The sequence below is a fragment of the Luteibacter mycovicinus genome, assembly GCF_000745235.1.
Taxonomy (GTDB): Bacteria; Pseudomonadota; Gammaproteobacteria; order Xanthomonadales; family Rhodanobacteraceae; genus Luteibacter; species Luteibacter mycovicinus.
In genome coordinates, this window is record NZ_JQNL01000001.1 from 268,531 (window position 1) to 289,766 (window position 21,236).

Here is a 21,236-nt window from a genome sequence, read left to right on the forward strand (position 1 = left end):
CCGAATGCCTCTGCCCGTCGTCTACGTCCAAGGTTTCATCGGCCATCTGCGTTTTCCGGAATTGCGCGCGGGACTCGATCCGTCGCGGGTCATCAGCCCCGATCTTCTTGGCTTCGGTGAGTTCGCGCATCGCCTTCCGCGGTCCGTGGCCGACCAGGTCGAGCACCTGGAACGTCAGATTTCCGAGCGATTCGGCGACGCGCCGGTGCTGCTGGCGGGCCACTCGGGCGGGGCGGCCGTGTGCGTGCGCTTTGCCCAGGCCTGGCCCGGGCGTGTCGCGGGCCTGGTCAGTGCGGAAGGAAACCTCGCGCCAAGCGACGCATTCCTCTCCTCGCGCCTGGCCCCCATGTCGGGCGATGCGATACGTGCGTGGCTGGAGAAAGCTCGCGCCAACCCGGCCGCGTTCGTCGCGCAGGAGCGGATGGCGTTCGACACCGAACAGCTGGCACGTCTCGAAGACTGGCTCGCTCACCAGTCCGCCGAAGCGATACATGCCATGGCGCGTGCCCTGCTCGTCGAGACCGTGCATCCCGGGTACGCCATGGCCGTCGCGAGCGTCATGGCATCGGTTCCCACCTATCTCATCCAGGGCGCAAAGTCGGTAGGTGCGCTCGGTGTGCCGCCGCGTCTCGTCGCCATGGCCGCAGGAACGATCACCATTCCAGGCGCCGGGCACCTCATGGTTCTGGAAGCACCCGAGGCCGTTGCCGCCGCCGTCGTCGCCATCATCAGGGAACTCAGCTGATCGCGAGCCGGGATTAAATTGGTTACCGTTGAAAGCACCGCGCTGCCTTGACCTGGTTCTCATTTTCAACGAACCACCTCTGCGACACTTCGCCGACTCGCACGAGCCGACGCCTCTTCAGACCTGTCGAAAACGGCGCCCTGCGTGCACGTTTCCCCACTGGATGACCACCCACGGTCCGGTGACGGACAGATGGGTTGTGGGTATCCCTGAGGAGCGGTGAGTGAATCCGATGATCAAGTTCAAGCCGATCGCGCATCGGCTGGTGCCGACGCGTGCCCGTTTCAAATCGCTGCTGGCCATAGCAAGCCTTGCGACCATGGCGGCGGCTTTGCCTGCTGCCGCCGCGGAACACGCGCCATTGACCGGGCCGCAAGTCGACGGTCCGACCGCCGTTGCGCGTGCGCGTGTGGCAGCCGACGTGCTGATGGCCACCTACGATCCCGTGAAGGCCTGGTTCCCCTCCAGCTGGTGGAACTCCGCCGTCGCCTTGCAGACCATCGGTGACTACATGCAGCGCACCGGCGACCGCCGCTACCTCGGTCAGCTGGACAACACGTTCGAGAAGGACAAGGGCGCCTTTCCCGCCGGCGTGTTGTCGGGCGATCCGCTGCTGGGCAACTTCACCAGCCGGGCGATCGACGATTCGGAATGGTGGGCCCTGACCTGGCTGCGGGCCTATGACCTGACAAAGGATCCCAAGTACCTGGCCATGGCGGTCACCATCGCCAACTACGTCAACGGCTACTGGGACACCGGCACCTGTGGTGGTGGCGTCTGGTGGGACGGCGAGCGCACGTACAAGAATGCCATCACCAACGGTTTGTGGATCCGCCTCACCGCCGAACTGCATAACCGCATTCCCGGCGACACGTTGTGGCTGGGCCGTTCCAGGACGGCGTGGACCTGGTTCCAGGGCAGCGGCATGGTCAATGCCGACGGACTGGTCAACGACGGACTGACCAACGCATGCATCAATAACGGCCAGACCGTCTGGAGTTACAACCAGGGGCTCGCCATCGGCGGGGGCCTGGAACTGTATCGGGCGACCGGGGATGCACAGATCCTGGCGACAGTGAAGCGCCTCGCCGACGCGGCGATCGGACCGGACGCTTTAGCGACCAATGGCATCCTCACCGAGAGCTGCGACGCAGCCGATCAGAGCTGCGACGACAATGGCAAGCAGTTCAAGGGCATCTTCACGCGCTACTGGACCGATCTGGTCGACACCACGCATGACCCCCGTTATGCCACCTTCCTGGACCACCAGGCGCAAAGCGTCTGGGCGAACGATCGAGATGCGGCAGGACGACTCGGCACCCGCTGGTCCGGAGCGACGGATAACGATCATCCCAACGTCTTCGACTGGCGCACGCAGGCTAGCGCGCTCAGCGCGCTGATTGGCGATGTGCCCGCCGCGACACCGCTTGAGTCGCTGGCGGCGACGCTGTCTCCGGCACAACCGGTCATCATGCCGTCGGCATCCGGCACGACGAAGATTCCCGTCGACCTCGGCGTTTCGGCCACCGGCTTCCTGCCCGTGCTCGCGCTCGCCTCGGTCGACGTACCTTCGGGATGGAACGCGACGCCACGTACGAATCTGCTTGCCCTTCAGCCTCACGGCATCTCGGCGCCGGTCAGCGGCAAGCTGCCGTTGAACGTCACCGTGCCTGGCAACGCGGCGGATGGACACCACATGGTGACGGTGTATCTGAAAGCGGCGGGCTTACGCTTCACGACGCAGGCCGACGTGCTCGTTGCCCATGCGATCGACTTCGATACCGGCACGGTCGACGAGAACCCCTGGTTGTTCGACGCGGGCGGGTCGCAGAGCAACGGCGTGCAGAACCGCTTTGCCGATGGCCATGCCCACTTCACGTATCGCTTCCCGTTCCCGGCGGACACGTCCGCCGCGCATGTCACGCTGACCATCGATGCCGAATTCCTCGTGCAGATCAGCCAGGACAACGCGCACTGGACCACGGTGCTGCAGGAGTCGCAGCCGGTCACGGATGGCTCGAACAAGGCGGACCGCACCATCGACCTCACCCCGTACCTCGGCGCGGCGGCAGACGGGTCGAAGCCCGTGTACCTGAAAGTGTCCGATGCCTTCCCCGACGACGGCTGGGGCGGTCGCGTGTACCACGTGACGGCGAACATACTCCAGTAGGCTGAAGGACCTCCGTCCTCGTCACGGGACGGGACGGAGGTTCCCGCCACCGTCGGGATCATGGACCGCCGTGCCGATGATCCAGCGGCGCGCCGGTTTCCCGGCTATGCTTGGCCGATGACCGATTCCCTGACACCCCTGAGCGTCGAGGCCTCCGTTGAGGCCATCCAGCGGCTGTCGATCGTGCCCAAGGTCCTGGAAGCGGTCTGCAAGGTCACGGGAATGCGCTTCGCCGCCATCGCCCGCGTCACCGACGATCGCTGGACCGCCTGCGCCGTACTCGACCACCTGAACTTCGGACTGCTTCCGGGCGGCGACCTCGTCCTCAACAGCACCATCTGCGATGAAATCCGCGAGCATCGCCAGTCGGTCATCTTCGGCCATGCCAGCCATCATCCTGTTTTTTCGGCGCACCACACGCCCCGGATCTACGGGCTGGAAAGCTACGTCTCGGTGCCCATCCTGACCGAGGGCGGCAAGTTCTTCGGCACCTTGTGTGCGATCGACAGCGCGCCGCGCGACTTCGACGAAGGGACGATCCTCGCGAGTCTCACGATGTTCGCCGAACTCGTCGCCTCCCATCTCGCCCTCCACGACCGCACGATGGCCGCCGAAAACGCCCTGAAAGTCGAGGCGGAGACCGGCGCGCTGCGCGAACAGTTCCTTGCCGTCGTCGGTCACGACCTGCGCAGCCCCTTGCAGGCCGCCAAGCTGGCCGCTGAACTCCTCGAACCGTTGCAGGAAGGCGAGCGCGCCAGGCGCCTGACCCGCAATCTGACGCAGAGCCTCAACCGCATGACGGGACTCATCGCCGACGTGATGGATCTGGTCCGCGGCCGACTCGCCGGACGACTGGAACTCGACCTCGAGGAAGGCCCCGATCTGCAGATGGTTCTCGATGGTGTCGCGGAAGAGGTTCGCCTGGGCAACCCCACGTGCCAGATCGTGACCGAAGGTGAGATCGACTGTGGCGTACGCTTCGACGACCGGCGCATCCGGCAGCTGATGGCCAACCTGCTGAACAACGCGGTGGCCCACGGCGATCCCACCCAGCCGATCGTCGTGAGTTATGCACAGTCCGGAGACGGCATCGAGGTCTGTGTCGCCAACGCCGGCGAGCCCATTCCCGCCCACTTCCTGCCACGCCTGTTCGAGCCGTTCTTCCGGCCGGAATCGCCACGCTCCCAGCCCGGGCTGGGTCTTGGCCTTTACATCGCGTCCGAGATCGCCCGAGGCCACGGCGGAACCCTTCGGGTGGACTCGAACGCCAACGAAGGCACGCGTTTCACCCTCAGCGTGCCGCGAGTGCGGGTCGCCGCTTGAGGGCGAAGCGCCTTCGGCTCAGGCCTCGCCGGCGGGAGCGAGCATGGATATAGAGGCGACAATCATCCAGCTTCTGGGTCGACGAGCTCCCGAGGCGTCGATTTGTCCGTCGGATGTCGCGCGGGCGCTCACCGCCGACGAAGCCGCCTGGCGGGCACTCATGCCACAGGTACGCGAAGTCGCCGCCGCGCTCGCGCGTAGCGGGCGCGTCGTCATCACTCAGGGAGCGGAGCGACTATCCCCGGAGGATGTCGATCGGGGACCTGTCCGTCTTCGCCGCGGCCCAGGCTGGTCTAAGGCACAGAAATAAAACGGATGTCCGGCAGCGGGGCCAGCGCCGGACGCGCAAAGAAAAAGCCCTGCTGCAGCGAGATACCCAGGTCGAACAGCGCCTTCGCCTCCTCCGCGAGCTCGACGCCTTCGGCGATGACGCGGACGCCGATCTCCTCACATAACCGGACCATGTGTCTCACGATGCGCTGGCGCACCACGTCTTCGTGGACGTTTCGGATCAGGCCGATGTCCAGCTTGAGCAGGTCCGGCTGAAAGTCGGCCAGCAGATTCAGTCCTGCGTATCCCGCCCCGAAGTCGTCGATCGCGGTCTTGAATCCGCGTGCCCGGTAAGCCGCGAGGATGGAGAGCAGGTGCGCGTGGTCCGTGATCTCTTCGTGCTCGGTCACTTCGAAGATGATGTCGGTCAGCGGCCAGTTCACCCGTTCCGCGGCCGCCAGGGTCGCCCGGAGGCAATGCTCCGGATTGTAGACGGCGTTGGGCAGGAAATTGATGGAGACCAGCGCGGGAAGCGCGGCATCCTTAGCACATTCCAGCGCGCGCACCCGGCACGCCTGATCGAAACCGTAACGATTCGATTCGTCGATGCCGCTGAGTACTTCAGCGGCTCCCTCGCCATGGATGCCACGTACCAGTGCTTCGTGCGCGAAGACGGTACGTGCGGCGACGTCCACGATGGGCTGAAACGCCATCGTAATCCCGGCGGCAAGTGAATCGCTGTCGCGGCAGGCCCCGCAGGTCAATTGGCTGTCCATCGTTTCCGTGTTCCTCAAGTCCCCGTTTATCGGCCGGCATCCGCGATTCTGAAGGTACCACCGTTCCGATGCGGACCATTCACGCCTGTTGGGCTCTTCTCGTCTACTGCGCAGGGGATTGACGAATGACAGGATTCACCACATTGCGGACCAACCGGTGGACCGGGCCGTCGATGGAAACCGACACGCCGCCCGTCGTCGTGGCTATCCCGGTACGTAATGAGGCTGAAAATATCGCTGGATGCCTTGACGCGCTCGCCCGTATGGATCGCCGCGGCATCCAGCTTCTCGCCGTCATCCTCGTTTTCAATGGCTGTTCGGACACCAGCTGGGAAACTGCGTCCGCCTGCTGGGGCAGCACACGCCTGCCCCTCAGACTCATCGAGGTGGCCCTCGACCCAGCCCTGAATCACGCTGGCGGCGCGCGCGCGGCGGCACTCTCGCTCGCACTGACGGCACTGAGTGAGCGGCGCGGCGGCACCATCCTGACCACCGACGCGGATAGCCGGGTGCCTCGCGAATGGATGGTCCAGATCCAGGCGATGATCGACGGCGGTGCGGATGCTGTCGCCGGCGAGATCACGGTCGATGAGACCGCCGCGGTCTGGCCGGAGTCTTTGCGGTCGCGGCATCGGATCGAGGCGGAATACACGAGTCTGCTCGATGAAATCGACGCGCTTTGCGATCCTGTCCCCCACAATCCCTGGCCGCGGCATCGACGATGCTCCGGTGCCAATCTTGCCTTTCGCGCCGACGCCCTTCGCGAACTGCGCGCACTACCCGCGCCGCCGTACGGTGAGGACCGGGCTCTCGTGGACGCCTGCCTTGCCCGGGATCTGTCGGTCCGACATGCCCCCTCGCCGCGGGTCGAAACGTCGTCCCGACTGACCGGTCGGGCAAGCGGCGGCATGGCGGATACGCTCAGCGACAGGTCGCGACAGCACGACCTCCCTTGCGACGCCATGATCGAGGCCTGCTCGACGCACGTCTATCGCGCGACGCAGCGGGCTCGCGCACGACGGACGTTCATGCCAGGCGTACCGGACGCCGCTCTTGCACACTCGCTCGGCCTGCCCGCCCATCAGATCTCAGGCGCGCCGTCCCTGCATTTCGGGGACACGTGGCAGTGGCTGGAACGGTGCTCCCCTTCCCTGGCGCGCGTGCCTTTGTCACCCGGCGATCTGCCCCGTGAGATAACTAAGGCGAAGGCATGGCTCGCGACACGGCTTAGCGTGACCCGGAAGGAGATCCCCGCATGACGGTGCACGCGCTGCACGCCGATGGGCAGAATGCGCGGGAGAGGCTCCTCGGCGCCCTGAACGCCTGCATGGACGATCTGTCGCTCCTGGCACGGATGGACGATGTCCCGGGGGCCTTTCCAACCGAGGCCCTCGCCCGACTCAGGGCTATCGGCCTGCTCGGCGCCGTGCTCCCTGTCGACGAGGGCGGCGCCGGCCTGGGCATCGACCGCCAGGCCAGCATGACGCTCTACCACGTGCTGACACGGCTGGGCGCCGCTCACCTTTCCCTGGCCCGCCTGTTCGAAGGACACGTCAACGCGTTCGCGCTCCTGTGGCACCACGGCTCCACGGCGCAACGACAGCGGCTGATGCGCTACGTACGCGACGGCGGTCTGACCGGCGTGTGGAATGCACCCGCGCCGGAGGCTCCCTTGCGTCTGCTCGCGGACGGGGAGCACTTCCGCCTTTCAGGCAGCAAGATCTACGCATCGGGCGCCGGCATCATCCAGCGGCCTCTGCTCACCGCCACGACGGAGGACGGAAAGCTGTTGATGATCTGGTGCGACGTGGGTCGTGCCGTCGTCGATCTGTCCGGATGGCGTGTCCACGGCATGCGCGCGACCGCGACAGGTACCGTGAAGCTCGATGGCGTTGTCGTCGAGCCGGGACAGGTCTTCGGTGCCGATCAGGATTATCATCGGCAGCCTGTTTTTTCAGGGGGCGCGTGGCGCTTCGTCGCCGCGCAGCTGGGTGCCGCCGGTGCGCTGGCGGACCTCATGAAGCAGAATCTCGTCGATGCGAGACGTGACGCGGACCCGCATCAGAGAGCACGGCTCGCCGAAGCCGTCATGCGTGTGGAGACGGGGCGTTTGTGGACTCAGGCCGCCGCACGCATGGCCGACGATCCGGCGGCGACGCCTGCCGATGTCGTTTCGTACGTGGGCATGGCCCGTCTGGTCGTCGAAGAGGTGGCCACGGACGTCATCCAGCTGGCTCAGCGGTCGATCGGGCTCCGCGCCTTGCACCAGGACCACCCTGTCGAGCGCATTTGCCGGGACCTCGCGACGTATCTGAAACAGCCGGTGCCCGACGCCATACGCGATGCCGCCGGGGCCAGCGCCGCCGCGTACCAGGGAGCCGCGCTGGACAGGTGGCCGTCGTGACGGACGGTGACGGCGAATACATCGCATCGCTCAGGCGGCTGCCTCTCACGTCGCCGGAGCACCTGCTCGCCGGGCGCGCGCTGGTCGTCATCGCGCCCCATCCGGACGATGAGAGTCTGGGCATGGGCGGGCTGCTCGCTTCGGCGCAGTCCATGGGCACCCCGGTTACCGTCGTGTTCCTGACCGATGGTGAGGGCTCACACGTCGGCTCGCCTTCCTTTCCACCGGAGACGCTGGCGCGATGGCGGCGAGCGGAAGCGACCGATGCGCTCTTCGCGCTCGGCATCCCTCCGACTAGTGCGCGATTTCTTGCCCTTGGGGACGCGCGCCTCGATGCGCTGTCTGCGACGACGCGCGAGGCGGCGATGAACGCGCTGCGGGCCTGTGTGCCGTCACCCGCCCTGGTGTGCGTCACCGCACGGACGGACCCGCACGGCGACCACCGCGCCGCAAGCTCGATCGTGAACGACATCGACTGGCCGGAAGGTGTCGCCGTCATGGAATATCCGGTCTGGACATGGCTGGCGGACGAGACCGGCCTGCCGACACAAGCGGCGACCGGATACCGTGTCGACATAACGACAGCACTCGTCGCGAAGCGACGGGCGATCGCGGCCCACCGCTCACAGCACGGCGGCGTCATCACAGATGCCGAACACGCTTTCGAGCTCGAAGCGAGCTTCCTCGCCATGTTCGATCACCCGACGGAGACACTGGTATGGCCGACGAGGTGACATTCGACGCCGACTACTTCAACACGCTGTACCGGCAGGACATCGACCCGTGGCACTTCAGAACGAGCGAGTACGAACGCCGGAAGTACGCCGAGACCCTCGCCGCGTTACCGCGCGACCGGTATGAGCACATCATCGAACTGGGTTCGTCCATCGGCGAACTGAGCGCTCTTCTTGGAGCGCGCGCCGAGCGTCTCACCGGTGTAGATACATCGGATGTCGCCATAACCGCCGCACGGAAACGGTGCGCAGGTCTGCCGCACATCGCGTTCGAGCAGGCGCAGCTTCCGCAGGGGGAATGGGCGACGCAAGCCGACGCGGATGCGCTGGTCATCTCGGAAGTGCTGTACTACCTCAGCAGCGAAGAACTCGCCGTCATGACGCAGCGCATGTCGCGGCTGGCGACCACGGCGGACATCGTACTGGTTCACTGGACCGGAGATACCAACTACCCGATGACGGGAGACGACGCGTCGGAGCAGTTCATACGCGCCTTCCCGCAGCGTCGATGGCTGACCTCACGTCGAACAGGTTACAGGATGGACGTCACCTGCGCTGTCGCGGCGTAGGTACGTTACTTTTTCTTGTCCGCCGCCCGCACAGCGTCCGAGCTCACGTTCGTACCCTGGCCCTTTAGCGGCTCGGGCACCGGTGTGCCAAAAGCGTCCCGGCGACGCGGATCGCCTGAGCCTTTTTTTGTATTTACCGGATCGGTCAGTTCCTGCGCCGCCTCAGCCCGCTTCGTCTTCGGTGTTTCGACGACCTTCTGAGGATGACCTGCCACCGTCTGCGTCTTGACCTGAGCGGATTCGTCGGCCTTTGTCTGGGCAAGCGCCCCCAGCGGCAGCAAGAGCAAGCCGGCGACGACGAAATTCAGCGCCTTTTGATTTCGATAAGCCATCGTTACACCCTCTCAGCCATGGGATTCATCGCCACGCACCTGCCGCGGAGACAATGATTTCCTGACCGTGCAACGCCGGGTGTAACAGCGACCGTAACGCGGCGTGAAGGAGTGCTTCGCGTGCGGCTGGCCGAGCGTCGGCCATGGGCATTTGTCGATGTGGCGGCTGCGAAACCGCTTGCGACCAACACCTCCCCTTCAACACGGCAGGAAGAGGATCGGGCTTTGACGGGAGAAACAGCATGAAGGCTCTTACCTACCACGGCTCCAAGGACGTACGCGTCGAAACGATGCCCGACCCGACGATCCTGGCCGCCGACGATGTCGTTCTCCGAGTCACAGCCACCGCCATCTGCGGCTCGGACCTGCACCTCTACCACGGCAAGATCCCTGAAACGAAGCACGGCGATATCTTCGGGCACGAATTCATGGGAGTCGTCGAAGAAGTCGGCGCCGATGTCACCAACGTCGCTGTCGGCGACCGCGTGGTCATCCCCTTCGTCATCGCCTGCGGAAAGTGTTTCTTCTGCGAGAACGACCTGTTCGCCGCCTGCGAGACGACGAACCCCGATCAGGGTGCGTCCCTCAGAAAGAGAGCGAAGATGACACCGCCCGCTGCCCTCTTCGGCTATTCGCACCTCTACGGCGGCGTACCCGGTGGTCAGGCGGAATTCGTTCGTGTCCCGAAAGCCAACGTCGGGCCTTTCAAGATCCCCGGCAGCCTGTCGGATGAGCGTGTGCTCTTTCTCTCCGACATCCTTCCCACCGGCTATCAGGCCGTACTCAACGCAAAGATCGAGCGCGGTTCGACCGTGGCCATTTTTGGCGCGGGCCCGGTAGGCCTGATGGCCGCCGCCTGCGCGCGCATGCTGGGCGCGGAGCGCATCTTTATGGTCGACTCCGAAAAGTACCGGCTGGATTTCGCCGTCTCGGCGTTCGACGTGATCCCCGTCGATTTCGGTGCACTCGATCCGTCCGAGTTCATCCTCGAGCAGACGGCGGGGCATGGTGTCGACGCATCTATCGATGCCGTCGGTTTCGAAGCGAAAGGCAGCACGACGGAGACGGTGCTGAGCACACTGAAGATCGAAACGAGTTCGGGCGAGGTGCTCCGCCAGTGCATCACCGCTACGCGGCGTGGCGGCGTGGTAAGCATTCCGGGTGTCTATGCCGGATTCATCCATGCCTTCCTGATCGGCGACGCCTTCGACAAGGGACTCACGCTTGCAATGGGTCAGACGCACGTCCAGAAGTACCTGCCGGAACTGCTCGAATTCATCGAAGACGGCAAGCTTCAGCCCGACATCATTATTTCCCACCGCATGAAGCTGGCCGACGCGGCCCGCGGCTACGAAATCTTCGACAAGAAGGAGGAAGATTGTCGGAAGGTCGTGCTTACTCCATGATGCCTTGCCCACGATGACCGGCTGAAATAACGGAACGAACACGATGGAAGCTCGCGACCTCGGTGACACGATCACCTTTTATTTGCCCCAGGGAAACGCTGGCGCCGAGGCCTTTGCGGTTTTCCAGGACCGCCAGCATCTCGGCGGGTTTCCCACTCGCGAGGAATCGCTTCAGTTCGCGATTGCCAGGGCGCGTGTGATCCGCGAAACCCGCGCCGTCCCGATCCGGCTACGGATCGAAGACGATGCGGGTGTCTGGCTCACCAGGGATGCGCTGGCCGAGCCGGTCGCGGCGGGCAGCGAGTAAGCCGATCGTCACGGCGCACGTGGCGCCTCATGCGCGCGCGGTATACCCGCGCTCAGCCATGACCCGTGCGACGGCTGCTTTCGCATCGTCAAGAACTCGCTCGAGCGGCTGGTTGGCGTCGATGTCGATCACCGTCGCACCACTGAATGCGAGCTGCGGTGTCACGGCGATCTTCCGCGCCAACGCTTCGCGCCGATGGTCCGGCTTCCGTGCGCACGCGATGTCCAGGTCGACATTCAGCCGGAGAACGATATCGGGTCGGTGGCTGGCCATCCATTCGAACATGGCGTACTCGCGCCGAGCCAGACCGAGCACGAAACGCGAGCCCCCTTCGACGGCGGGAAATCCCGGGCCGTCGTACGCGCCGGGAATTTCCAGCTGCGGGAAGCGATCGGTGACCACGATCAGCCCGCGGCGCCTGAGGGCGAGCATGCGCCGGAAGCGGCGCCGGCGGCGCAGCGTGAAGGCGCTGATGACCAGAGCGGGCAGCAGGCTGGGCTGCTTCGCCTCCTTCATCCGGTTGTTCACGTCATCGGACTTGCGCCGGATCACCCGACCGAGCGCGCCTCCCACCAGGGGCCACTGCGCTACCGCGCGGCCGACGTTGCCGGCCTGCTTGCCGAGGTGAACGCTGGCCGCGGGACCGTAACGTCCTATCCAGGCGAGGATATGTTCGCTGACCGTCGACTTGCCGGAACCGTCGCAGCCGATGACCGCGATCAGTGGCGCCATGGCGCCGTCCTTTGCCCCGGATACCGCTACCGGACTGAAAAAATGGTTCATTAAATCTCGCTGATGCGCGCGGTCAGACGACCGTAGACGCAAGAATATGCCATGTAATAAAATTGTATTCATCCTGCGCTACCGGCTATCTGGTGTGCCTCTCCTCTCTGATTCCGATGACTTCCACCCGACGGTGGGGGTGATCGCGCTTACCGGTTGCGATGGCTCCGGCAAGTCCACCCTGGCGGCGAAACTCGTCGCCCACCTGCGCGAACAACGCCCCACGGAGGCCCTGTACCTCGGTCAGTCGTCCGGCCGGATCGCCGAGTGGATCCGCACGCTGCCCCTGATCGGGCCACGCTTCAACGCGTATCTGCTGCGCAAATCCGACCAGGTGCACGACAAACCGTCGATGCCGCCCGGCAACGTCGCGGCATTGGTGATCTACATGCTGTCGCGTTGGCGCGCGCACAAGTTCCGCCGCATGCTCGCCATGTGCCGGCGCGGCGTCCTGGTGGTCACGGATCGTTACCCGCAGGCGGAAATTCCCGGCTTCTACTGCGACGGCCCGCAGCTGGCGAAGACCGAAGGAGGCAACTGGTGGATCCGCCGTCTCCGTGCGAGCGAGCAACGCCTCTACCAATGGATGGCGTCGAGCGTGCCAGCGCTCGTCATCCGTCTCAACGTCGATGCCGAGACGGCGCATGCGCGCAAACCCGACCACAAGATGGCATCGCTTCGCCAGAAGGTCGCTACCTTGCCGACGCTCCGGTTCAACGGGGCGCGGATCCTCGACCTCGATGGCCGTGACGATCAGGGTGCCATTCTCGACCGTTCGTTGCGCGCCGTGAGCACGGCGCTACCGTTGCTGTCGACATGACGACGACTGAAACCCTCCGGCCGCCGATCGCGCGGCTCATCGCCGTCGTGGGATGCGACGGGACCGGCAAATCGACGCTGACCCACGATATCGTCAGGACGCTGAAGCAGACGCGCAGCGTGCAGCGCCGGTACCTCGGGCTGATATCCGGCGAAACCGGCGACAAGATCAAGCGCCTGCCGCTGATCGGCCCCCGACTGGAAAGGCGTCTGGCGGCCAAAGCCGCCAGCGCTCAGGACATGCGTAACAAGGTGCCCGGCGTGCTCGGGTCGCTCGTCATGTACGGGTTATCCGTCTGGCGTGCCGCTCACCTGCGCCGGGTATGCCGGCTCGCGGAGCGCGGCACACTGATCATCACGGACCGCTATCCCCAGGCTGAGATTGCGGGCTTTCGTTATGACGGTCCCGGCCTGGGCCTCGCGCGCAGCGAACACTGGCTCGTGCGCAAGCTTGCCGTGCGCGAGCAGCGCTTGTACGAACGCATGGCGACGTATCGCCCTTCGCTCGTCATCAAGCTCGATATCGACTTCGCCACGGCACATGCGCGCAAACCGGACCACGGCCCGGAAGAGCTGAACGACAAGATCGCCGTGATGTCACGGCTGCGCTTCAACGGCGCCCGCCTCTTCGATCTGGACACCCGTGCCCCATACGCCGAGGTGTTCGCGGCGGCCATGGCGGCCATCGACGGCCTGCCGGCTCATGGCGCCTGAGCGCCGCCTGATGGGCGGCCTAGCGCAATCTTACGCCGGCTTGAGGTTTTTCTTAACAAATCCTGGGATTATGGTACCCTTGGGTACAGTAAAAGCACGGCAATAACCCAGTAACAGACCAGTAACACTGGGGGTTGGCCCCGGTGGCATGGGACTTGTTGAGACGCGACTAAGACTATGAGCGCAGACGGAAACATTGCGATGCAGGCCGGCCTGGCGACGCCGACCACGAATACGGTGCCCATGCGACGCGGCGACTTTGCCAGTCTGGCCGAGGCGCTCGACTACGCGGCATGCGGCGTAACAGGTGCAAATTTCTACGCTGGCGGCAAGCTCGACACCGCGCTGCCTTATCGAACCTTGCGAGCGCAGGCGCGCGACCTCGCGAAGAAGCTGGCCAGCCTCGGCCTCGAACGCGGCGCATGCCTGGCGATCGTCGCGGAGACGACGCCGGATTTCCTGCGTTTCTTCTTCGCCTGCCAGTACGCGGGCCTCGTGCCTGTCGCGCTGCCTTCCTCGGTGAACCTGGGCGGACACGACGCTTACGTGCACAAGCTGCGCGGCATGTTGCAGGCCTGCGAGGCGGTGATCGCCGTCGCCTCGCCCGCGTTCCAGGGTTTCCTCGGGGAAGCCGTGAGTGGCCTGGGCATCGTCATGTGGGGCGAGCCGCAGGCATTCGACGCCCTGCCCCGCCATGACGTCGAACTGAAGCCCATCGGCCCGCATGAAGTGGCCTATCTGCAGTTCACCTCAGGCAGCACCGGCACCCCGAAAGCCGCCGTGATCACCCAGGAAGCGCTGCTTGCCAACGCCCGCGGATCGATCAACGACGGCCTCGACCTGCGCGACAGCGACCGCTTCGCATCGTGGCTGCCGTTCTATCACGACATGGGTCTGGTCGGCTGCCTGCTGACCGTCGTGGCGAGCCAGCGCTCGATCGATTACCTGGACACGCGTGAGTTCGCGATGCGTCCCCGTCGCTGGCTCGAGCTGATGACCGAATCGAAGGCCACCATCTCCTACAGTCCGCCGTTCGGTTACGAAATGTGCGCACGACGCGTCCGCCCGTCGGATATCGAGTCATACGATCTGTCGCACTGGCGTGCCGCGGGTATCGGCGCGGAGCCCATCCTTCCGGAAGTACCGGCGCGCTTCGCCGAGATGCTGGCACCCGCCGGCTTCGACGCGAAGGCGTTCGTGCCCTCCTATGGCATGGCCGAAGCATCGCTTGCCGTCAGTTTCGCACCGCTGGACACCGGCATCGTGGTCGAGTGGCTCGATCCCGTGGACCTCGCGGAGAACCTGCGCGCCACGCCGGTCGCCGAAGGCACCGGCAGCGGTTTCGTCCGATGCGGCGGACCGTTGCCCGGCCATGACCTCGACGTGCGCGACAACGCCGGCCGTCGCCTGCCGGAACGCCACGTCGGCCGGATCCTCGTGCGCGGTCCCAGCCTGATGTCGGGTTACTTCCGCCAGCCGGAACTCAACGCGCAGGTGATGGGTGATGACGGCTGGCTCGACACCGGCGACATCGGTTACGTGGTCGATGGCGAAGTGGTGATCACCGGCCGGCACAAGGACATGATCATCGTCAACGGGCGCAACATCCTGCCTCAGGACATCGAACGCATCGTCGAACGCCAACCGGAACTGCGCTCGCAGGATGCGTCGGCGTTCGGCATTCCCGGCCCCGGGGGCGCGGAAATCGCCGCGGTGGTCGTACAGTGCAATTCGCTGGATCCCGATGTCCGCGCGGCCCTGGTGCGGCGCGTGCGGCGTGACGTGCTCGAAGAACTCGGCATCGCCTGCATCATCGAGCTGGTGCCCCGCCATACACTGCCGCGCACCTCTTCCGGGAAGCTGTCACGCTCGGCGACGCGTGCCGGATACCTAGAGCGTCAGTCGATGCGGGAAGCGACCGGAGCCGCGGCGTAGCGATGAACGACCTCGCCGACTCAGGGCATCCCGTCATTGCATTGACGGGGGCGACGGGTTTCATTGGCACTGCGCTGCGCGAACGGCTGGTGGCCGCCGGGTACCGCGTGCGGGCGCTATATCGCCCTCGTCCCGGGCGAGTTCTGGAGAACGCGCCCGGCGTGAAGTGGATCGCCGGCGACCTCAACGATCGCGATGCCCTCGCCGCCCTCGTGCAAGGCGCGGACGCGGTCGTGCACTGCGCCGGCAACGTGCGCGGCGCGCGCGCCGCCGATTTCGACGTGGTCAATGAAGCCGGTGTCATCGACATCGTGCGTGCGGCGCGGGAAGAAAGCCATTGCCACCGGTTCCTGCTGGTGTCGTCGCTGGCGGCCCGCGAGCCGCAGCTGTCCGACTACTCACGCAGCAAGTGGCTCGGTGAACGCGCCCTGGCAGCCCATGCCGGCGACCTCGTGTGGGCCGCGCTGCGGCCGCCGGCGGTCTACGGGCCAGGCGATCGCGAGATGCTTCCGCTCTTCCAGAGCATGGCGCGCGGCATCGCGCCGATACCCGGCAGCGGCGACGGTCGCTTTTCCCTGATCCATGTGAGCGATCTCGCCTCGGCTATCGTGGCCTGGCTGCGCTCGGACACACAGTCGGGGCAGACTTTCGAACTCGACGACGGTCACGCGGGCGGCTACGACTGGGACACCGTCCTGAGCGCGGCGTCACGCGTCCTGCGTGACAACGCGCCGATCCGTCGCCTCCTCATCCCCACGCCGTTATTACGCGCGATCGCCGGAGCGAACCGCACCGCGGCGCGCGTGTTCGGTTACGCCCCCATGCTGACCCCCGGCAAGGTCCGCGAGCTGACGCATGCCGACTGGGTATGCGACGGCCGCGCCTTTACCCGCGCCACCGGTTGGACGCCCGAGATCGGGTTTGAACGTGGTCTTGCCGCCACGCTCGGCAACACCGTGACGCACTGAACGGAATACCCTGATGAACCATCAAGACATCGTTGCAAAGCTTGTCGACATCCTTGAGCCACTCGCCGAGGGGCGCGTCGCGGATATCGGCGAGAACACGGAGCTCACCGGCGAACTGGCCCTCGATTCACTGCGGGTCATGGACCTCGTGCTGGCGGTTGAAGACGAATTCGACATCTCGATCCCCATCAACGCGCTCGCCGAAATCAAGACCGTCGGCGACCTCGCGGCGCAGATCGAAACGACGCTGAGCGCAAACGCATGAGAGAGAATCCCAGGCTTCAGGCGGTACAAGCCGTCCGGCAGGAGCTCGCCACCCTGGGGATCGATCCGTTCGGCGTGCAGATCGACCGCATCCTCTCGCCCACGGAAGGCCTGATCCACGGCCGCCGCACGATCCTGGCGGGCACGAACAACTACCTCGGCCTGACGTTCGATCCCGGCACGATCGCCGCGGCGCGCGACGCGCTCGAGGCGGCCGGCACGGGCACCACGGGCTCGCGCATGGCCAACGGCAGCTACGCGGGACATCGCGAGCTGGAAGTGGATCTGGCGGCGTTCTACGGCAAACGCGACGCCATCGTCTTCTCCACCGGCTACCAGGCCAACCTCGGCATGATCTCCGCGCTGGTGGGCACCGGCGACGTCGTCATGATCGACGCCGACAGCCACGCCAGCATCTACGATGGCTGCCGGCTGAGCGGCGCCAACGTCATTCGTTTTCGCCACAACGACGCTGCCGATCTGGCCAAGCGCATGCGCCGTCTTGGCGACGACGCGGCCAATGCGCTGATCGTCGTCGAAGGCGTCTACAGCATGCTCGGCGACCGCGCGCCGTTGCGCGATTTCGCCCGCGTGAAGCAGGAGTTCGGTGCCACGCTGATGGTGGACGAAGCCCACTCCATGGGCGTGCTCGGCAGCAAGGGGCGCGGCCTGGCCGACGAGCAGGGTGTGCTTGCCGACGTCGACTACGTCGTCGGCACCTTCAGCAAGAGCCTCGGAAACACCGGCGGCTTCTGCGTCAGCGACTCGCCGAATCTGGACGTGCTGCGCTACGCGAGCCGGCCTTACGTTTTCACCGCGTCACTGCCGCCCGCGACCATCGCCGCCACCCGGCAGGCGCTGCGCACGCTCGCGGCCGCCGACGACCTGCGACTGCGCCTGCAGAACAATGCGGAGCGTCTGCACGCGGGCCTGGGCGCGCTTGGCTTCCGGCTCGGCGCTCCGGCGAACGCCGTCGTCGCCGTCCTTGTCGGCGACAAGCTCGAGGCGCTGCGCTTCTGGGACCATCTGCTCAAACACGGTGTCTATGTGAATCTCATGGTTCCACCGGCCACGCCCGGGGGCGAATCGCTCCTGCGCTGCAGCGTCAGCGCCGCTCACACACCCGGGCAGATCGACGCCATCTGTGCCGCGTTCGCCAGCTGGACTGGCGCCAAAGCATGAAGCACTGGTTCTCCGATGGCGCTTTCCGCGCCATCGTGCGCAACGCGTCCTATCTGGCATCCAGCAACGTCGCCAGTGCGTTGCTCGGACTGTTGTCGCTCGCGTGCGCGGGACGTGGCATGACGCCGGAGCTGTTCGGCACGCTGGTGGTCGTTCAGGCCTACGCGAAGAGCGTCAGTGATTTCGTCAAGTTCCAGACCTGGCAATTCGTCGTGCAGTTCGGCACACCCGCGCTGGCCCATCAGGACGTGGCGCGCTTTCGCGATGTCACGGGACTATCCTTCGGACTGGATCTGGCGAGCGGCGCGGTCGCCCTGGTCGGCGGCATGGTGCTGCTCCCCCTGCTCGGCCACGCCGTCGGCATCTCGCCCGCGGACTTCTGGTGGGCACTGGCCTATTGCACCCTGATTCCGACGATGACCGCGGCGACGCCGACCGGCATCCTGCGTTCGATCGATCGCTTCGACCTGATCGCTGTTCAGCAAGCCATTACCCCGCTGCTGCGCGCGGCTGGCAGTGTCATCGCGTACTTTGGCCATCTCGGATTTCCGGGCTTCATCGCCACCTGGTATGTCTCGAGCCTGGTCGGAGACGGCGTGCTGTGGCTGTTCGCCGTCCGCGAACTCCGCCGTCAGCGGATCGATCATGCGCTGCGCCCGGGCCTGTTCGGTCCCGCCCGCCGTATCAAGGGCGCATGGGATTTCGTCTGGACGACCAACATCGCGCACTCGATCTGGTCCGCCCGCAACGCCGGTACCAACGTGCTGGTCGGCATCATCCTGGGCCCGACCGCGGCGGGCTTGTTCAAGGTCGCGCTGACCTTCTTCGACGCCGCCGGCACACCGGCGTCGCTGATGCAGAAAAGCTTCTATCCGGAAATCATGCGCATGGATCCGGCCAGCACGCGTCCGTGGAAGCTTGGGCTGCGCTCGGCCATGCTGGCCGGCGGCGTCGGTGTTCTGGTCGCCTTACTGGTCATCGTCGTCGGCAAGCCGCTGATCTCGACGGTGTTCGGAGCGCAGTACCTCGAGTCGTACAACCTGCTCCAGGTCATGTCCGCCGCCCTGGTGGTCTCGATGGCCGGCTTCCCGCTCGAATCGCTGCTGTACATCGCCAGCCGTCAGCGTGCCGCTCTGGTCGCCCAGGCGCTGGCCGCTCTTCTTTACGCCCTGTTGCTGGTCGGACTGTCGCATTATCTCGGCATCATGGGCGCCGCCATCGCCTACTTCGGCGGACAGTGCCTGGAGGCCTTCTTCTCGCTGATTCCGACGATCGGCGCGTATCGCAAGCGACACACGCTTTCGTTCTACAAGCCCGAGGAAGCGCAGACATGATCCGCCGCCGCCGTGACCCCGCATGGCCGAACTTTCCGGCCGAAGCGCTCCGACGTCTGTTCGACGCCGTCGATGTCGACGATATCGTCGATGCGCATGTCGCCCTGCCCGACCCCATCGTTCTGAGCTGCCCCGAGGGAACGATGCGCGACTGCTACGCGCTGTGCCTGCAGTTCTGGGAAGAAGGCGTGCGGCGGAATGAACTCCTGGGACTCGTCGGAAAGCTGCTCCGCAACGAGGGCCTGAGCGCGGACGAGCGCCTGCAGTTCAAGCACATCCGCGCGCGATACAAACATCTCCGTTTTGCGCAGCGTCTGTACAGCGAAAGCCACACCTCCAGCTATCTTTTCGACCTGACGACACGCGTGCTCGGCCACTTGCAGGACGCATTCCGCAGCGGCAGGCGCGGCGGCATCGTCCGTCACGGGCTGAGGCTACGCGTGCTGTTGTCCAGGCCCGTCTGGACGATGGTGCGGCGGACCATGGAACGCACGCGCATCGATACCGAAGCCGGGCTGATCGCGTTGCAGCGGGCCGAAATGCGGCGTCTGGCCAGAGCGGTGTCGCGCACGCACTTCGCGGGCCACGAATTCCATACCGTGCGCAAGATCGTCAGCATGCAGGTGTCCTACTACGACACGCTGCGCTCGCTCGGTCCCGACGAGCATGCCTTGCGCATGTCGAGGTTTCTGGCGGCCATCAATGGCCTGATGGGTTCGCGCCATGACGAAATGGTGGCCGAGGCCCTCTCCGGCCGACGTCATTACCGCACGCCGGCTCCGCTGGCCAACGAGATTCGTTCACGCCTCGAAACGCTGATCGCCCGCTACCCCGTTTAAGGTGATCGGTGCTCAGGCACGGGCGGCGACGGAGAAGACCACCCGCCGCCCAGTGCCATGATCAGGTTGACGCTGGCGTCCAGCCGGCGAACGCGAAGCTGAAGTTCGCCACGGCCCGCGTCGAGGGAAGCATTGGCCGCCTCCACGACAGCGGAATAGTCGGCGACACCTTCCCTGTACTGGTTTCGCGTGACCCGGTCGGATTCGTTGGCCGCCGCGGCGGCCCTGTCCTGCAGCTCCGCCGCACCGGACAGCGTGCTCGTGATCACGAGGCCGTCTTCCACTTCGCGGAAAGCATCGAGCACCGTCTGGCGGTAATTGGCGACAGCCTCGTTATAGGCCTCGCTGGCATTGACGGCCTGCGCCTGCAGCCGGCCACCCGTGAATAACGGTGCGCGCACATCGGCCGTCCCCGTGGGACCGCGGAGGATGCCGATGCCGGCCGCGAGGTTGATCGTCGGCAAAGCTTCCGCCCTGGCCACGCCGATGCGCGCGCTGGCCGCCGCCATGCGACGCTCGCTGGCGGCGACGTCAGGCCGACGTTCGAGCAACGTGGCAGGTACGCCCGCGGGAATCGCCGGCACCTGCACATCGAACGCCGCAGGGGCGATCGCAAAGTCCGCCGGCGCCTTGCCGAGCATCACCGCGATCGCGTGCTCGAGCTGGGCCCGCGCACTCCTGGTATCCGCCAGTTGCATCTGCGCCGTGCTCGCCCGCATCAGCGCCTCGGCGACGTTCGCGCTCGAAGCCTGTCCCTGGGCGTACTGGTTGCCCACCATGCGATGCCACTGATCGCTGGCCTCGGCGCTCTGCTGGAGCAGTACGATGAGCGCATCGTCCTGACGCAGCGCGAAGTAGCTTTGCACCAGCTGCGCCTGCATCGAAAGGGTTGCGGCGGCCAGATCGTCGGCGCTGGCGTCGGCGGCTGCCCGATGGGCTTCGACGTCACGGCGGATCCGTCCCCACAGATCCAGCTCCCAGCTGACACCCAGGCCGAAGTCGTTCTCGTTCTTGCGGCCGGATTTCAGCGTTCCCGCACTGACCGCCGGTACCGACGCGCCACTGGCGACCTGCACCAGCGCCTGCGCCTCGCGTACGCGCGCCGCCGCGGCCGCCAGCGACTGGTTGCTCACCGCGACTTGCGACACCAGCGCATCGAGCGCGGGGTCACCGTAAATCTCCCACCACCTGGCCGAGATAGCGGCTTGCGCACCCGACGACGCATGCGCGCCCGATTCCTTGTAAGCGGCGGGTACCGGCGCGGAAGGGCGCACATAGTCCGGTCCCACCGGAGCGCAGGCGCCGATGAAGCTCACACCCAGGGTGACGAGGGCGACGCGCCATGCACGCGGAGGCATGCGC

General features: G+C 65.7%; 22 protein-coding genes. 18 read left to right on the plus strand and 4 right to left on the minus strand.

Features of this window, described 5'->3' with window-relative positions:
- Window positions 1–4: 4 nt before the first annotated feature.
- The 4 genes from FA85_RS01175 (at window position 5) to FA85_RS21285 (ending at window position 4,548) form a co-directional block, all read left to right on the plus strand.
- On the plus strand, window positions 5–745 hold the full coding sequence (locus FA85_RS01175; protein ID WP_036112800.1) for an alpha/beta fold hydrolase: 741 nt from the start codon (window positions 5–7) through the stop codon (window positions 743–745).
- 232 nt (window positions 746–977) lie between these two features.
- Window positions 978–2,915, plus strand: a complete 1,938-nt coding sequence (locus FA85_RS01180; RefSeq protein ID WP_081907655.1) for a glycoside hydrolase family 76 protein — start codon at window positions 978–980, stop codon at window positions 2,913–2,915.
- 117 nt (window positions 2,916–3,032) lie between these two features.
- A complete protein-coding gene (locus FA85_RS01185; RefSeq protein ID WP_081907654.1) occupies window positions 3,033–4,238 on the plus strand; it encodes a GAF domain-containing sensor histidine kinase in 1,206 nt (401 codons plus the stop codon).
- A 43-nt stretch (window positions 4,239–4,281) separates the two neighbouring features.
- Window positions 4,282–4,548: a DUF3253 domain-containing protein gene (locus FA85_RS21285; protein ID WP_081907456.1), complete on the plus strand. Its 267-nt coding sequence runs from the start codon at window positions 4,282–4,284 to the stop codon at window positions 4,546–4,548.
- Here the strand turns inward: FA85_RS21285 and FA85_RS01190 are convergent.
- On the minus strand, window positions 4,532–5,284 hold the full coding sequence (locus tag FA85_RS01190; protein WP_036112797.1) for an EAL domain-containing protein: 753 nt from the start codon (window positions 5,282–5,284) through the stop codon (window positions 4,532–4,534). The genes FA85_RS21285 and FA85_RS01190 overlap by 17 nt on opposite strands.
- Before the next feature lie 125 nt (window positions 5,285–5,409).
- On the opposite strand from FA85_RS01190, the gene FA85_RS01195 reads away from it, so the two are divergent.
- From FA85_RS01195 to FA85_RS01210, 4 genes are read left to right on the plus strand one after another with little or no spacing between them, the layout of a single operon-like run.
- Window positions 5,410–6,543 carry a glycosyltransferase family 2 protein gene (locus FA85_RS01195; protein WP_081907455.1) on the plus strand — a complete coding sequence of 378 codons (1,134 nt, stop codon included), beginning with the start codon at window positions 5,410–5,412 and terminating at the stop codon, window positions 6,541–6,543.
- Entirely contained in the window at window positions 6,540–7,688 is a 1,149-nt protein-coding gene (locus tag FA85_RS01200) for an acyl-CoA dehydrogenase family protein (RefSeq protein WP_051943596.1), read from the plus strand. The genes FA85_RS01195 and FA85_RS01200 overlap by 4 nt, the downstream gene beginning before the upstream one ends.
- Window positions 7,685–8,422 carry a PIG-L deacetylase family protein gene (locus FA85_RS01205; protein WP_036117497.1) on the plus strand — a complete coding sequence of 246 codons (738 nt, stop codon included), beginning with the start codon at window positions 7,685–7,687 and terminating at the stop codon, window positions 8,420–8,422. Before FA85_RS01200 ends, FA85_RS01205 begins: the two co-directional genes overlap by 4 nt.
- A complete protein-coding gene (locus FA85_RS01210; RefSeq protein ID WP_036112795.1) occupies window positions 8,407–8,991 on the plus strand; it encodes an SAM-dependent methyltransferase in 585 nt (194 codons plus the stop codon). The genes FA85_RS01205 and FA85_RS01210 overlap by 16 nt, the downstream gene beginning before the upstream one ends.
- Window positions 8,992–8,996: 5 nt before the next feature.
- Here FA85_RS01210 and FA85_RS01215 read toward each other — a convergent pair whose 3' ends face one another.
- Window positions 8,997–9,323, minus strand: a complete 327-nt coding sequence (locus FA85_RS01215; RefSeq protein WP_036112794.1) for a hypothetical protein — start codon at window positions 9,321–9,323, stop codon at window positions 8,997–8,999.
- A 242-nt stretch (window positions 9,324–9,565) separates the two neighbouring features.
- Between FA85_RS01215 and FA85_RS01220 the strand changes: the two genes are divergently transcribed.
- Window positions 9,566–10,729 (plus strand): zinc-dependent alcohol dehydrogenase, encoded by a 1,164-nt coding sequence (locus FA85_RS01220; RefSeq protein ID WP_036112793.1) that lies wholly within the window; start codon window positions 9,566–9,568, stop codon window positions 10,727–10,729.
- A 43-nt stretch (window positions 10,730–10,772) separates the two neighbouring features.
- Entirely contained in the window at window positions 10,773–11,036 is a 264-nt protein-coding gene (locus FA85_RS01225; RefSeq protein WP_036112792.1) for a hypothetical protein, read from the plus strand.
- A 27-nt stretch (window positions 11,037–11,063) separates the two neighbouring features.
- On the opposite strand, the gene FA85_RS01230 is transcribed toward FA85_RS01225, so the two are convergent.
- Window positions 11,064–11,768, minus strand: coding sequence for a nucleoside/nucleotide kinase family protein (locus tag FA85_RS01230; RefSeq protein ID WP_036112791.1), 705 nt, complete (start codon window positions 11,766–11,768; stop codon window positions 11,064–11,066).
- A gap of 145 nt (window positions 11,769–11,913) precedes the next feature.
- Here FA85_RS01230 and FA85_RS01235 point away from each other — a divergent pair, with 145 nt between their 5' ends.
- From FA85_RS01235 to FA85_RS01270, 8 genes are all read left to right on the plus strand, one after another.
- Window positions 11,914–12,639 carry a nucleoside/nucleotide kinase family protein gene (locus FA85_RS01235; RefSeq protein ID WP_036112788.1) on the plus strand — a complete coding sequence of 242 codons (726 nt, stop codon included), beginning with the start codon at window positions 11,914–11,916 and terminating at the stop codon, window positions 12,637–12,639.
- Window positions 12,636–13,352, plus strand: coding sequence for a nucleoside/nucleotide kinase family protein (locus tag FA85_RS01240; RefSeq protein ID WP_036112785.1), 717 nt, complete (start codon window positions 12,636–12,638; stop codon window positions 13,350–13,352). Before FA85_RS01235 ends, FA85_RS01240 begins: the two co-directional genes overlap by 4 nt.
- A gap of 201 nt (window positions 13,353–13,553) precedes the next feature.
- Window positions 13,554–15,287 (plus strand): fatty acyl-AMP ligase, encoded by a 1,734-nt coding sequence (locus tag FA85_RS01245; protein ID WP_036112782.1) that lies wholly within the window; start codon window positions 13,554–13,556, stop codon window positions 15,285–15,287.
- Between the two features lie 2 nt (window positions 15,288–15,289).
- Window positions 15,290–16,255, plus strand: coding sequence for an NAD-dependent epimerase/dehydratase family protein (locus tag FA85_RS01250; RefSeq protein ID WP_036112780.1), 966 nt, complete (start codon window positions 15,290–15,292; stop codon window positions 16,253–16,255).
- A 13-nt stretch (window positions 16,256–16,268) separates the two neighbouring features.
- Window positions 16,269–16,520: an acyl carrier protein gene (locus tag FA85_RS01255; RefSeq protein ID WP_036112777.1), complete on the plus strand. Its 252-nt coding sequence runs from the start codon at window positions 16,269–16,271 to the stop codon at window positions 16,518–16,520.
- Window positions 16,517–17,701 carry a serine palmitoyltransferase gene (gene spt / locus FA85_RS01260; protein WP_081907453.1) on the plus strand — a complete coding sequence of 395 codons (1,185 nt, stop codon included), beginning with the start codon at window positions 16,517–16,519 and terminating at the stop codon, window positions 17,699–17,701. Before FA85_RS01255 ends, spt begins: the two co-directional genes overlap by 4 nt.
- Window positions 17,698–19,035: a lipopolysaccharide biosynthesis protein gene (locus tag FA85_RS01265; RefSeq protein ID WP_036112775.1), complete on the plus strand. Its 1,338-nt coding sequence runs from the start codon at window positions 17,698–17,700 to the stop codon at window positions 19,033–19,035. Before spt ends, FA85_RS01265 begins: the two co-directional genes overlap by 4 nt.
- The gene (locus FA85_RS01270; protein WP_051943591.1) at window positions 19,032–19,874 is read left to right on the plus strand and encodes a hypothetical protein; all 843 of its coding nucleotides are present in this window, start codon (window positions 19,032–19,034) and stop codon (window positions 19,872–19,874) included. Before FA85_RS01265 ends, FA85_RS01270 begins: the two co-directional genes overlap by 4 nt.
- On the opposite strand, the gene FA85_RS01275 is transcribed toward FA85_RS01270, so the two are convergent.
- On the minus strand, window positions 19,871–21,232 hold the full coding sequence (locus FA85_RS01275; protein WP_197056460.1) for an efflux transporter outer membrane subunit: 1,362 nt from the start codon (window positions 21,230–21,232) through the stop codon (window positions 19,871–19,873). The two genes, FA85_RS01270 and FA85_RS01275, sit on opposite strands and share 4 nt — an antisense overlap.
- Window positions 21,233–21,236 lie beyond the last annotated feature (4 nt).